Origin of the sequence: Anaerophaga thermohalophila DSM 12881, assembly GCF_000191885.1 — a bacterium.
Taxonomy (GTDB): Bacteria; Bacteroidota; Bacteroidia; order Bacteroidales; family Marinilabiliaceae; genus Anaerophaga; species Anaerophaga thermohalophila.
In genome coordinates, this window is sequence record NZ_AEWI01000032.1 from 1 (window position 1) to 14,967 (window position 14,967).

At 43.5% G+C, this 14,967-nt stretch carries 7 protein-coding genes; all 7 read right to left on the reverse strand.

What is annotated here, in order from left to right; translation table 11 throughout:
- Positions 1 to 176: 176 nt before the first annotated feature.
- On the reverse strand, positions 177 to 1,217 hold the full coding sequence (locus tag ATH1_RS0110300; protein WP_010421141.1) for a PorP/SprF family type IX secretion system membrane protein: 1,041 nt from the start codon (positions 1,215 to 1,217) through the stop codon (positions 177 to 179).
- An 89-nt stretch (positions 1,218 to 1,306) separates the two neighbouring features.
- Positions 1,307 to 6,001, reverse strand: coding sequence for a T9SS type B sorting domain-containing protein (locus ATH1_RS0110305; RefSeq protein WP_010421144.1), 4,695 nt, complete (start codon positions 5,999 to 6,001; stop codon positions 1,307 to 1,309).
- 903 nt (positions 6,002 to 6,904) lie between these two features.
- Positions 6,905 to 7,828, reverse strand: coding sequence for a mechanosensitive ion channel family protein (locus ATH1_RS0110310; RefSeq protein WP_010421146.1), 924 nt, complete (start codon positions 7,826 to 7,828; stop codon positions 6,905 to 6,907).
- Between the two features lie 47 nt (positions 7,829 to 7,875).
- Positions 7,876 to 8,031, reverse strand: coding sequence for a hypothetical protein (locus ATH1_RS21625; RefSeq protein WP_010421149.1), 156 nt, complete (start codon positions 8,029 to 8,031; stop codon positions 7,876 to 7,878).
- Positions 8,028 to 10,226, reverse strand: a complete 2,199-nt coding sequence (locus ATH1_RS0110320) for an OmpA family protein (RefSeq protein WP_010421152.1) — start codon at positions 10,224 to 10,226, stop codon at positions 8,028 to 8,030. The genes ATH1_RS21625 and ATH1_RS0110320 overlap by 4 nt, the downstream gene beginning before the upstream one ends.
- Positions 10,227 to 10,457: 231 nt before the next feature.
- Positions 10,458 to 11,405, reverse strand: coding sequence for a PorP/SprF family type IX secretion system membrane protein (locus ATH1_RS0110325; RefSeq protein ID WP_245531765.1), 948 nt, complete (start codon positions 11,403 to 11,405; stop codon positions 10,458 to 10,460).
- A gap of 23 nt (positions 11,406 to 11,428) precedes the next feature.
- Positions 11,429 to 14,929: a Calx-beta domain-containing protein gene (locus tag ATH1_RS0110330; protein WP_010421157.1), complete on the reverse strand. Its 3,501-nt coding sequence runs from the start codon at positions 14,927 to 14,929 to the stop codon at positions 11,429 to 11,431.
- Between the last annotated feature and the right edge of the window lie 38 nt (positions 14,930 to 14,967).

The window sequence follows — 14,967 nt, forward strand, 5'->3', positions numbered from 1 at the left end:
CACTTTTTCAGCCCTGAGTGCAGTATAAAAAGCATATTTTTATCAAAATCAAGGCGTTTTAAATTTTTGTACCTGTTAATGAGGATGCAAAAATTTAAAACAACAACGAGTTTGGCAACAAAGATGCTTTTTAGACCATACTCAGCCTTTAATTTATCACTATCTTATGGTTGAAATTATTTTTTCGCATTTTTAATTCCCTTTAATCCTCGTTTGGGGTCTTTATTGGCAGCCTTTATGATGGCATCTTTTTGTGAACAGGGGAATGCACCTTTCTTGTTTCCTGCACATATTCTGTATCCGGCAACCACGATGAAGGCGCTGCCGAAATGTTTCTGTGCTGCGGTAAGGCCCAGCTGATGTTCGATGCCAAACGAAAAACTTTTGTAATCAATACCCACAGTTGTTGCCAGTCCCAGGTCGCGGCCCAGCTGCTCATCCATTGAACGTCGGTAAGCAAGAATTCCCCAAAAGGCATAATTTGGATCAAGGGTTGGCATATAGAGTTTAAGGTTAGCATCGAAACGGGTATTCTCAAAGCTGTTTTGACGATAATAAAACAAGGGTTCTACATATATTTCCCGGTCAGGAACTTTCCACGAGGTGCCGGCATGAATATGTAAATCAGGACCGGTTTTGGGTTCCCATTCCGATTTATACATCGGGTTATTCTGAGAAAAAATATTGGATAATGCCACACCGACATGGTAATTGTTTACCTCTAACATTAGGCCTGAGTTTGCATTAAATCCCAACCCGCTTTCACCGGTTCCTGTAATAATAGGATCAATACCCGCGTCCTGGGAAAACCCGCTGTAATCAATAGAACTCTGTTCCAAAAATGCCGAGAGTCCAAAATGCAGTGAGGTGTTGCCGTGTCTGTTTTCCCTTAGTTTTACTTCGACCGAGAAGGACTGTTGCAACCCCATTCGCTTAAAATTCCCGTTGCGGTCGTTAAAAATATAGGTGCCTGAACCGAGATTATGAGATAACGGTGTCTGGAAGGACAATAGTTGCGTAGTAGGCGCGAGGTCTACGCCGAACCATTGCTTCTGATAAAATCCGTTGAACGTGATGCAGTTGTTGTTGTTACCCGCATCTGCCGGATTAATCATGAACAGATCGTAAACATACTGGTTGGTTATAAAATATTTTTGTCCTGATATTGAGTTTGATACCAACAACAGGCCAATAACAAAAAGTACGGGTTTTCTCATTTTGTTACAGGGTTTTAGGGGATTTTGGCCTCTAATCCCGGTGTACTACTTTCCTGGTCAGGATTGTACCCCGGGTATTAGAGAAATTATTATCGTTTAACGGTTACATTTCCTTTAATTATTTTTTCTACAGGCTTAAGATGAATGACATACCAGTAATCGTCCGACGGTACAGGTTTATTCTGATATTCTCCGTCCCACTGAACAGATTCGGAGGCTTTAAATTCACGCAACAGTTTCCCGTAACGGTCGAAAATGGAAACATCCGAATCGGGCAATCGTTCCAGTCCTTCTATTACCCAGGTGTCATTATACCCGTCGTTGTTAGGTGTGAAAAATCCGGGTATTTCTATTTCATAGTCCGAGTTGATGTAAAAGAGGGTAGATGCCCTGCATCCATTGGAATCTTCCACAAAAATTTCATGATCACCATTTGACAGGTTTTTAAATGTATTTTCTGTTTGCAGATCGTTTTCATCGTCCAGTGCATAATAATAGGGTCGGGTTCCGCTTTCAACAAATACGGTAACTTGTGCATAATACATGGTATCGAGCCTGATAATTTCAGGCGATGGATAAAATTCTGCATGCATCGTGTCTCTCAGGTAAAAACAACCGTCGTAAACTTCTACCCAATAGTTGCCTGTTTCAGCTACTGTATCGGTTTGGGTGGTGGTTCCACTGCTCCACAGATAGCTTTGAATGGGTGTGATCTGTTGTTCTCCTGCATATTCGGTAATGATTTCCGTACCTGCATCCAGTACCAGTTGGTCAGGTTCACAGATCGAAGTGTCGTTACACAATGAGTAGGGAGGTTCGGCAAGAAAGTCGACTACCCTGGTGTCCCATCCCTGGCAACCGTGAATGTTTGTAACCACCACTTTATTCAGAGTGTCCATTAAATTGGCGATGATCATCCTGTCGGTACTACCGTTGTGCCATTTGTAGCTTTGGTATCCTTCCGGTGCTTCGATGGTGACAGGATATTCGACCGGGCAGATAAAAATATCGGGTCCAAGCTCTATGTCGGGGACCTGGTACCAGACCAGATTCATAGTATCTCTGCCGACACAACCGTGATCGTCGACTACTGTGACGTGGTGCCGGCCTCTTCCGACGGTAATTCCCGTCACATCTTGTTCTCCGTTTGACCAGTAAATTTCCGGGAAGTTGGGAACTGTGAGTGTTTCCGTTTCGCCGGCACATCCTTCAATGTCGGGACCAAGATCAACTGTTGGCAGGGGATGAACCGTAACATTCACCTGTTGGGTTGAAGTACATCCGTTATCTGCCCAAACCTGAAGGCTGGTGGTACCTGTGCCAATGTTGAGTGTTTCGATGTAATTGGGCTGGTCATCAGATGGATCACCATTCCATTCATATCTTGCAAAAGAAGGATCGGTTGCAACCATGATGGTATCGCCATAACACTTTTCTCTGTCGGCACCCAGACTAAATACCGGAGAAGGCAGGTGACTTAATGTCATACTGCCTGAATTTTCACATCCGTTGTTGTCGGTGATATGCAGGGTGTAATCGCCGGCTTCGGTAACCACCCAGTTGCTGTTTTCCGGCCCGTTAACTGAGGTTGCATTCTGTTCCCAGAAATAGGTGCTGACATCAGGAACAATAGACGGCGGTATTTCGAGCGTATAGGGTTCATTGTCGCACACCTCTGCATCGTCAGGTTCAACATCAATGAGCTCATGGTAAGCAATTTCCACCTTGTCAACGAACTGGCATAAACCGTCTTGTACTTCCAGAAAATAGACACCGGCAGCGGGGTTGGCGTTTGGATCGGCTTCGCCAATATCCGTGCCTGTAAAGTAGTGTTCCAGGTCCCCGGTTTCGTTCATCGTATACCAGGTGTGGCCTCTGGGTGTGTTGTCTGCCGGGTCGGGCTGTGGAGAAGACCAGCCGGGGGGATTGGTCATGTCGTATGAAATGTCTGTATTGGGGCAGAATTCAACCCGGGCGGGTAAGTTAAAGGTGGGATTATTCCACACGTTAACTTCCGTTGTTTCAGTAGCAGTACATCCGTTAGCCTGGGTAGCTGTTAGCTGATAATTGCCTTCTGATCCAATCAGGATATAATTTTCTGTGCTGAGCGTATCCGAAGCATCGCTTAGCTCAATCCAGGCAAACGAAACGAAATTGTGGCCATTGGCTTCAATCCTCATTATATTGCCATCGCAAATGTCCACTTCGCTTGAAATGCCAATATCCGGAACCTCCTGTACATACAGATTGAATGACCCGGAAATGTTGCAGCCGTTGTCGTCAGTCGCTTCGACGGTATAGATGCCTTCATCCGAAAGCGATGCATTTACAACCGTATGTTCGTTGGTCGGGGTATTCCATGTTGTTGTGGAAGTTCCATCATTAAATGTCCATTCATAGTCGGATGTAACGTTTTGAGCATTAGCAGTTATGGTAATGTTATCGTTTTCGCAGACGCTGGTATCGTTACCGAAAGTAAATACCTGTTCATTATAAATTCCGAAATAGGCGGTATCGCTGGCTATACATCCGTAATTATTCGTTACCCTGACCCAGACACTATCCGACTCGGTCAGATAAATTTCTGAATTGATGGATCCGGTAGACCATAGATAAGAATTGTAACCACTCAGTGAAAAATGACCGACATCTCCCGGGCATTCCCAGATATCGGAAAGGCTGACTGAAGGTGTAGGATGAACCGTGAGCTCCAAAGTTTTCGATTCGGTACATGAGTGTTCGCTCCAGACCGTGAGTTCGTAAGTTCCGGAGTTTTGTGCAACGATATAACTGAGCGTATCGGCAGGATCGGCGACCCCGTTTACCGTCCACTGGTAACGAAGCATATCGTCTTCGGTGGTGCGAAGCGTGTCGCCCTCGCAAACTTCATTTCCGCTTATGTTCCAGTTGATTTCGGGGGCAGAGTAACCGGTTACCGTGACTGTATCGGTAGAGGAACAGCCCAGATCATCGGTCATGGTAAGAATTATCTCGATGGTTTCGTCAGGGGTTGGTGTTACCGAGTAAGTATTACTGGTTATTCCCCCCGGTGTCCAGTAATAAGTGTCGCCCGGGTTGGTGGCGGCAACGGTATAGGTGACGGTTTCACCCGGACAAACGACCGTGTCGTTGCCGAGCGAGAATTGTGGCGTGCGAAATTCCACATCGGCGGTATCGGTGAGGTAACACTCGCCGGCCATCACTTCAGCTCTTACCCAGTATTGACCGGATTCGGTAATATCAACAGACCTTTCTGTTGATATGGGATTGTAAGGGTTATCTTCATAGAACCAGTAGTAGGAACGCATCGGGTCTTGCGTTTCCAGGGTAATGGTTTCTCCTTCACAAGCCATTGTTATTCCGTTAATACGGAGTGTACTATAGTCTGAGAAATAACCGAAGCTCATACTCACACTGTTTTCGTCGAGAATGCTCATGTGGAAAAGTCCGGTGTTTTCGATGGTATACGGGTCACCTGTTGCTATTCCACGGCCACCGTCCCATCCCATTTGGATGACAGCTGAATACCATGCGTCACTTCCATTGGTTCCTGTGCCGGGAACTTGATGCCAGTCTATATTTTGGAGGTACTTGGACGGATGTTGATTTTCCGAGTCATTGTGGCCACGGATGGTAAAATTATCGCGATGATTTTCCTGCGTCAGCAGCTGAACATAGAAGCGATCGCCAAGCACTCTGGTAAAAGAAACACTGGTTGAGCCTGTACATTTTACATGCGGCAGTATGGCGCTTCCGAGCTCAGTGCCGCGAGCGGCAGTGTTGTTGTTAATGGGTGGTATTCCGGTTACCTGGTAAACGTAAACGGGTTTGTCGGATGTTATATATAAGGCGGCGTTATTACCAATGTTGAGTTCCTCCATCTCTCCACGATCCAATGTGGCTCTCTCATCTCCGTTGACAAATAAATAAGTGTCATCTTCAACGGCCATTACATATACTTTCTGATCGGTTGTGATATCCTGTCCTAACAAGGTATGCATGGCGATGTATTCGGTGCCAAGCAAGTCGGTTGGGATAAGCTGGTCTCCGATTAGATCCCAGTGTCCCGGATCAGTGGGACGTTCAATCGAGTCGTCCGAAATGGTAACGGCGATGGGATGATTTGATGTTATTTCCGTACCTCCCAGGTGTCGGTGAGCCTGTTCTCCTGCTTGTGTTGCCCAAAGTGAGTATGTTTGTCCCCTGTTAAGGTTTATGGTAACCGTCTCCCCGGCATTGTGTCCGATGACATCGTCGGTAAGGACAACCTCAACTGTAGTGCCATCTTCGGTGGCTACAATATCAATTCTTTCGCGTGCGGGTGGACTATATTGGTGATTGTCGAAAGCAGTTTGCGAAGGGACTAAGAACTCTGTGCCTAAGCCATTTCTCCCTTTCAGGGTAAATTTGTCCGGGTTGTTGGAATGAGCCACATCATAATAAACAGTAATATCAACATCTGATGTGATGAGAATGCCTTTGTTTAAAACCTGATCGGCCGGACGATTTTCGATAAGATCGAGGTTGCTGAGACCCTCATAATTGTACTGTGTATTGGCCGGGATGGTGATGGTTTCGGAGAAGCCTCCCGCGGGCATGGAGATGGTTACTTCTGCATCCTGATCAAGAGCTGTAATCCGAAAAGAAACAGGATGGTCACCATGGCTGCTTGTTACCTCAGGGGCTACAAACCAAAAGACATTATCCACCTGGGCTTCTGAATCAGAAACCGGTAAAATGGATAAGATAAAAACCGAAAACAAAAAAAAGTAAAACTTCTTCATAGCGGGCTGGTTAAAAGTTATTCCCGAAAATAAAGGCTAAACCTGTGCGATTTGTCACCTATGATAAGGGACTCATGAAGACGCATTGCAAAATTGTTATGCCAATTTTGCAATGATGGAGAGAAGAGTTTGGCCCTTTTGTGTATTTAACGCAAAACACAATTTGATTATTATACGATGTTATTAATAAAATGTTTAAATTACTTTAAAAACAAATATATAAAATTTAAAATTTACTGTTTAATCAAGTACTGTTTTTTCAATGAATAAGTTGGGATTTTAATGGAAGTTTTTGACAAATTAGTCAAAAAATTTTAAGCAAGGATTCGGAATTACTTTAGATTCAAAAGAATGAGGCTGCTTTTGTATGAGCTGGTTTTAGTTTTTGTCACTGAGTGGTGCAGGTGTTTTTTTGAATTAGAGTTAATGTTTATTAATGAAACGAGCATGACAAGGATTGCCTTAATAGATTATTAGATTTTTAGATATAAGTAATTTAGTCATTAGTTTTTAGTCATTAGTCATTAGTTTTTAGTCATTAGTCATTAGTTTTTAGTTTTTAGTCATTAGCCGGTAGTGTGAATTATAAACACAACATACGTCTTTGCGTTTAAGCTTTTTTTCTAACCTCATGCAACATTACAGCTTGCCCGTATAAAGAAAGAATATTTACAGTGATGAAACGAGCATAACGAGGTTTACCTCAATAAAGACAAGTATAAATTCTTACATGCGAGTTCCATCATACCAATGACTTAGACTAATTTTATACTAATGGAACTCGCATGATTGATTATATACATCAACTTTTGAGACAATCTTTGTCATGCTCGTTTCGAAGGAATATTTTGCGCTACTTACATGACCTCGTTATTGAAGTTTCTGTAGTTTTCTTTCTTTCGATCAGGCTTCATTTTCTTTAGTGATATTAAGTTTTAAAGGATCTATTTCTTTTCCCCAGTAAACAGTAGTATGTGGGAAGGGAATTTCAATATTGTTTTTATTGAAGGCAATTTTTAGTCTTCTACGGTACTCCCTGCCTGTTTCCCATTGCATAATAGGCTTGGTTTTTAGTCTTGCTTTGATGATAAGAGCACTGCTGCCAAAGTTATCAAGTCCCATTATCTCTAATGGCTCTATGATTTTTTGGCCGAAATAGGGGTCATTTTGAAGCTCATCTCCTACCTGTTTCATAATTTCCATAACCTGGTCTACATCTTCTTTATAGGCAACACCTATATCAAAAACCATGGCTGACCATTCTTTGGTCATATTCGATAAGGTATTTATTTTACCGTTTTGAAATATGTGTACCACTGCGTTCAAGTCGCGGAGAGTAATTGTTCGCAGTTCAATTTTTTCAACAACGCCTCCGGTTCCGTTAATTATAGCAACATCTCCGGTTCTGACCTGGTCTTCGAGAAGCATAAAGAACCCGGATATGTAATCACGCACCAGTTCTTGTGCTCCAAAGCCAACTGCCAGGCCCAGAATACCGGCACTGGCCAGGATGGGTCCAACGTTAATGCCGAATTTACTGAGCAACATTATAATGAAAATGGTATATAATGCGATTCGTACGGCTCCCTGGACAATACCTGTAAGGGTGTTGATGCGTTTTTCGGCTTCGACGGTATCTACTTTTTCATCTTTTTCTGCCCGTCTCACCAAAATCCTTCTGAAGCGGTAAATAGAGAACTTTAATACCCGGAGAAAAATAATTAATGCGATAATCATAATTATTATCCCGGGCAGGTCTGTTATAGCCCAGTCTATTGCCTTGCTAAGTGCTCTTGACCAAAATTCAGTACTAAGTAAATTTTTCATTGTAATGTGTATTTGATTTGTAATATGTTCTGTTCGTTTTGTCAGTTTTAATAGCGGCCCCGGGCATTATGTAACTTCTTTGATGCTTTGCGGGCTGTTGCACAGAACGACAGGGTTATCCCCCGATCCGGTGTGGTACTGCCGTCGGGAGTAATGTATTTATCTCCTCTTTTTATCATAGCAATAATGGCCGATTTTTTCACCTGTTCAGAATTGTAATTTTAGTGCGTTCATTTTCTTCATGTTCTTCTTCTGTACAAGGAATTCCGTCGGCACAGTCATTTATTAGCTGCTGTTCTCCAAATCCTTTTGCAGAAATGCGTGACGGATTTATGCCTGCACTTTCCAGATAAGCAGCCACAGACTGTGCTCTTTGTCTGGAATTATGAAGATTGGTTTCAGCATCTCCTCTTGAACTGGTGTGTACACCGATTTCTATAATCCATGACTCATTGTCTTTCAACAATTGTGAGACAGCATCCAACAGGAGTTGAGAACCGTTGACTGTGTCCAGGCTGTTTTGTTCGTAAGAAATACTCAGCGGATATGATTTCCCGGTTAATGCAGGCTCGAGTTCAAGACCGGCCAATTGATTAAGATCGACATAACCGGTATCTCTTCCGGATGTGGAATAGGGAAGGCCGGACGGGAAATATCCCGGTTTATAGAAAACTATGTAATAATTTGAATAAGGATTCAGTTTTAATCTAAAGGAGCCGTCATTTTCTGTACGCATTGTATCTGTTTCCGAACCGGGGGCATGAATGAATAAGGAAACGGATGGAACCGGAACGTTGCCGGGAGCTCTTGTGAGAATCCCTTTAACACCATATACCGGCTTGGGGCTAAGAGCAACCATTACAGTGTCTTCATGATTGCTGAGTGAGAATGATTCTTCGAAAGGATAAAAATATTCTTCGGCGGCGATTATTGTAATCTCTTTCGAGATGGTATCGGACAGAAAAAATGAGCCGTCGTGGTCGGTTGTAATATCCTGGATATAGTTTCCTTGATTGTCGAGTATTCCTAAAATGGCACCCGAAACAGGTTCTTTGGTGTTTTTATCAATGACAATACCCTGAAATTTTCTTTGAGGTTTTTCAAAGATGACCGGGTGCAAAACTTCGAACTTATAGATGTCATCGCTGCCTGTGCCTCCCGGGCGGTTAGAGGCAAAATAGCCTTTTCTTCCACCGCGTTCGATAAAAATAGAGAAATCGTCTTTTGATGAGTTAATTGGGTATCCCATGTTTTTCACTACGTATTCCCCCTCAATTTCTTTGGCAACGAATAAGTCAAGTCCTCCAAGTCCGGGGTGTCCGTCAGAGGAGAAATAGAGAAGGCCTTTATTGTCGACGAAGGGGAACATCTCGTCACCCGGGGTATTAATTTCATCGCCGGCATTGACGGGTTGTCCCCATTTCTGATTTTGTTTTTCAACGTAGTATATATCCGTTCCACCGTTGCCACCGGGCATATCGGATACAAACCAGAGTCTGTTCCCGTCTTCTGTCAAAAAAGCATGAGCGCAGGAATAAGAGGGGTCGTTAAAGGGCAGCTCTTCCGGCGTGGTCCAGCTTCCATCGGGTTTTCTTCTGGAATAAACGATGCTGAGCCTGTTGAAACCGTTATCTCGTTTCGTCTTAATAAGAGAGTGAAATATGTTGCGGGTAATGAATATCTCTGTTCCATGAATATTGAAAGATACTGGTCCATCATTATAACGGGTTTTAAAATCGGTGACATAAATTTCGGGTGACATAAACGAGTTTCCGTAGTGTTCGGCACGGAAAATGTTCAGGAATGACCCTCCTTCGTTGTTTTTTAAAACTATCCCGGCCGGGCGGGAGGAGGTAAAATACATGATTCCGTTTTGAATGAGTGGCGAAAAATCAGAATACCGGCTGTTAAAATTTACTTCGGAAACTGTATAATTTTTTTCCTGTAATAGTTTTTGTGCAAGGTTATCTTTATTCTCCCAGAGCTTGGCTCTTTGGTCATGGGGGTTTTCTTCAATGAACTTTTTTATGGCCTGACCGGCCTCTATATATTTGCCATTGTATCTGAGTGTTTGTGAAAAGTAATACAAATCATCTCCGCTGAGATTTTCGAGGCCGACTTCTTTAAAAACGGCTTCCGCCATGTTTTGATCATTGGTTTCGATATAAGCTCTGGCGAGTCTGATTTTCGATGAATCGGGAATTTCCTCTTTCCTGTTTACGTCGCGGTAGAGTTGAATGGCTGTCGAATAATCCATTTCATCAAAAGCCGTCTTTGCTTTTTGTAGTCGCTTATATGCAGAGCGACTAAGCTCTGCTTCCTGATTTTGGGCAATCGCCCCGCCCATAGCGGCAGTAAAAAGAAGTGAAGCCAGAAGTATTAACGGTTTCAATGTCATCAACCATAATTTTTATGCACAAAATAGTCATTTTTTTATAAGTCTGAACACAATACACCGTTAAACTTTTACAACTAACTGTTAGTTAGTTGTTTATGAAACCGGAGAAGTCAATCACATCGCGCTCATAATAAAAACTTTGTGTCTCTCAGTTTCCGTAGCTTTGGCGCAGAATTACTTTTTATCATTGCGTTTAAGCCTTTTTCAACAGACTATTGTGACCAGGCAAGTTCAAAAATTTCGGGGAGAGACTACTTTTTCTTTTGTTGTCTTCCCGAACTCATAACTAACAACAATTTCATGGCTGCCGTTGTTGAAAGGTCTCATATCGGCACTGGAAAAATCGTAAGCGTATCCAATCAGGAGTTGCGGGTTTATGTGCATCCCGACCAGAAGGGAAAGACTCTCATCCGGTCGGTAAGAGACGCCTGCCTCATAAGTTTCACGAAGAAGAAGACGGGCAGTAATGTCGGCAGAGAAAGGGGCACCTTCAACAATCCTTGTTATGAACGAGGGTTTAAGAACCATTTGTGATCCTACGTTGACATCGAATCCTGCCATCACGAAAAAGTGTCGTTTCAGTGTGTGCATCTGCTCTTCCGGAGAGTTATTATTCCCCAGTTCTGTTTGAAATAAGCGGGGGAGCGATACGCCGGCGTAATATTTCGGGGAGTAGAGATAAAGTCCGAAACCGGCATTGGGAATAAATTTTTGTTCCAGGTCTTTGCTGAAGGAAGGGTCTGTTTCATCAACATTCAAACTGCTTAAACCTACATGATAGTTGTACAGGCCTCCGTTTAGTCCCATGGAAAGTATTGTTTTTTCTGTAATGTTGACACGGTAAGCATAGCTGAAATTCAGAAATAAATTGTTAACAGGGCCGTATTCGTCGGAGACCAGTGAAAGGCCTAATCCCATGGTATGATCATTCAGAGGAGTATGGGCGGCAAAGTTGTGGGTTCTTGGTGCCCCGTCAAGACCTACCCACTGCAGTCTGGAAAGCAATACCATGCTTAAGGCGTCGCGCGTGCCGGTATATGCAGGATTGATGGTAATAATGTTATGCATGTACTGTGTATACATCGGTTCCTGCTGCGAAAAAGTTTTTTGAGTGAACAAAAACCCAACCAGCATTAATGCGAATGAGATGTATGTTTTTATATGCGCTGATATCTTCATTGGTATAATAATTTCAACATTTGCTATTGAATGATATAGAAATACCCGCTTACCTTTTTATTGATATCTCTGACAGTGATGATGTAATAATAGGTGCCGGATGGCAACTTTTTGCCAATAGTAATGCCGGTGTTAGATGTTCCGTCCCATTCACCCGAAAATTTGTCTTGTTTGTAAACTATATTGCCCCAACGATTGAAAACGACGAAGCTGACTATGTCGTACCTTTTCACCCAATTTATGCTAAGTGGTTTTTTAGATGAAAAACCTTCAAAAACCTCAAAGCACGGATCGGAATCCAGGTAGTCGGGTATTCCGTCCTGATCACAATCACCACGTTCTTCTTCAGCATCGGGAATGTCATCGTCGTCGCTGTCGGTATCCAGGTAATCCGGGGTGCCGTCCCTGTCAGAATCTCCGTAACCTTCCACTTCTGTGGGAATGCCGTCTTCATCATGGTCAACAACTTCGACAACGTTAATTGTAACTGTTGCGTTCGAGCAAAGTTGCGGGGTGCCGTTATCACATATTTCATACCCGAAGCTGTCTGTTCCGAAAAAAGCCTGATTTGGTGTATAGGTAAAAGTTCCGTCGGGATTTATATTCAAGGTTCCGTTCTCCGGAAATAAAACAGGCACTGTATTGATCTTTAATTCGTGACCATCAGGGTCCGTGTCGTTATCCAGCAAAGAGCTACCAATCAATACCAGGTCCTGTCTGCCCTCAAACTCGTCGTCCTCCGGAGTCGGTGGCCGGTTGGCCTGGTCGTTATCGAGGTTGGTTACTTCGACTGTAAATGTCAAGTTATGATAGTTTTGGTCCGAAGCGGATGCGTCCACCATAAAATCAATGCTATATTGAATGTCACCGTCCGCTTCATCGTCATCTATCCCTGTTATTGTTACTGTTTGCGGTTGATTCCAGTTCACGGGGGTAAAAATGAATTCCTCGTTGTTTATCGTTCCTTCTGTCTCGTCTATTCCCGTTGCCCTGATGATTACGGTGGAGGCCGGCCTACTGGATAATTGTAGTGAAAAGTTGTCGGAGGTTCCGCTTTCGGAGGTTTCCAGCGAAGGGTTTTCCGGATATGTTATCAATCCTGAAGTGTCATTGTCTGTATTTGTTACCTCAGCAGGAACAGAAAGATTATGATAGGCTTCATCTGAACTCTCGTTAACTACAGAAAATATCAGTGTGTAAGAAATGTTCCCGTCTACTTCGTTGTCGTCAACACCTGTAACTGTTATTACTTGCGGTTCATCCCAGTTTTCCGGGGTAAAGGTTAACCGATTGGAGTTGAGTGTTCCCTCGGATGTGTCGAGTCCTGTAATTTCGATGACAACATCAGTAGCCGGCTGAGTATTTAAAAGGATAGCAATATTATCAGAGGTTCCCGATTCTGAAGTAGTAGTTCCGGCATCGGAAATTATTTGTTTTATACCTGCGATGTCATCGTCCAGCACGGTGGCGGTAATTTCCTGCTGTTCCCCGATGGTAGCATCTGAAGCTGACAAGATGGCAACGGTTATCGTTTCGTCTCCTTCGGCTTCAAAATCATTTGTTCCGGTCAAAGTGATGGTTTCTTCCAATTGGCCAGATGGAATGGTGACTGAATTAATTCGTCCTGAATAGTCGTTGCTGGCAGATGTGCCCGAATATTCCAACTCAACAGTAACTTCGCGGGTGGATGCATGATTCAACCCGACACTGATAATAGCAGAACCACCGTCTTCCGTAAATGGGGAACCGGTTAACTGAAGGTTAACCACCGGTTCGGTCTGTGCATCTTCAATAGTTATGGCAGCTTCCTGGATGCCTCCGATTGAGGCAGAACCACCTGCCACCTGAGAAATAGTTATCTCAAGAATTTCATCACCTTCATAAAGGTTGTCGGCAATGGCATCAAGAGTGGTAGAACCTGTTGTGTTAGCAGGTGGGATAGAGATTGATGTGGATGTCAGATTGTAGTCATTATCCTCAGTGGTTATATTGGTGGCTTGAAGCAAAACAATAACTGTTTGCTCGGTTGCATTGCTTAACGAGGTGGTTATGGTACTTGTCCCGTCTTCTACAATGCTTTCTGGGGCTGCTGACAATGTTACCAAAGGAGGTTGTTCATCATCCAAAATAAAAATAGTAACATTTTGGGTGCCGTTTTCATAAGCATCTCCACCCGAAACTAATGATATTGATAGCGTCAGACTTTCACTGTCCTCATAAATATTGTCATCAATGGCTTCAAGGGTTGTCTCACCCGACAAACTTCCTGCCGGTATAGTAATAGCATCAGATTCCAGTTGATAATCTTCATTTTCAGTAGAACCGTTGCTGATGGATAGGTTGACTACAACCGGTTCAATAGTTCGCCTGTTAAGGGTGGCCGTTATGTTGGTTGTCCCGTTGTTTTCAGAGATAGATACGGGTTGAGCGGAAAGTGAAACGTGAGGTGGAGCCTCATCATCTTCAATGGTTATGGTAGCCGAAGCAGGCGTTCCGATGATAAAACCTTCCGGGACATCAGATATTTCGACGGTCAGTGTTTCATTCCCTTCATAAATATCATCGTTGGTAGCAGAGAGAGAGGCCGTTCCGGTTGTTTCACCTGCAGTGATTGAGATGGAAGCAGGAAGGGTGTAATCACCGGAAGACGCCGTACCACCAATAACGGCCAGGTCTATTGTGATGTCGTTATCCGTTGCCCCCGACAGAGTTGCCGTAAGTATTGAGGAGCCTGTATTTTCGGCAACAGATGTTGGTGAAGTGCTGAGCGTAACAGTCGGAGCGGTCTGCTGATCAGTAATGGTGATAACTTCCGGTTGTTGTGTTGCTTCAACGGCGCCTCCGCCTGAAACGCCTGAAATATCAATTTGTACTTGTTCATCGCCTTCAAAGAGTCCGTCGTCAACGGCAGAAATGGATGTTGTTGCCGAAGTTTGTCCGGCGATGATGGTGATGTTCGCGGAAGCCAGATTGTAGTCGGCTGACTGAGTATCGATATTAGTAGCTTCGAGGTTGACCGTTACATCTTCGTAAGTGGCATTACTGAGTGTTGCGGTAATGGTGGAACTCTGCCCTTCTCCGATAGAAGAAGGATTGACCGAAAGCGTTATAGAGGGGATGTCTTCTGAGTCGGTAATGGTAGCGATGACTTGTTGATGATGCCACTTTTCTCTAGCATTAGTAACCGAGCTAATATCAACGATTATTGTTTCGTCGTTTTCGTAAATGCTGTCATCGATTCCGGTAATGACTGAGGTTCCTGTAGTGGTATTTGATGCAATTGTTATTACATTATTGGCAGAATAGTCGGTTCCCGGGATAGCTGTTCCCGTGAATGTCAAGTCTACTGTTATTTCCGAAGCAATAGTATAATCAGTTATCGCAGTGATGGTTGCCGTTCCGCCATTTTCACTGAAAGGACTTCCCGATAAACTCAATGTTATGTTCTGGCTTTCAGAAAAAAAAGGATAAGAAAATGCCAACAGCGTTATTAAAATATTTTTGACATCAGGTTTAAAGTACATACATGATCCCCGTTACATCTGTTTTGTGAATAATTCAG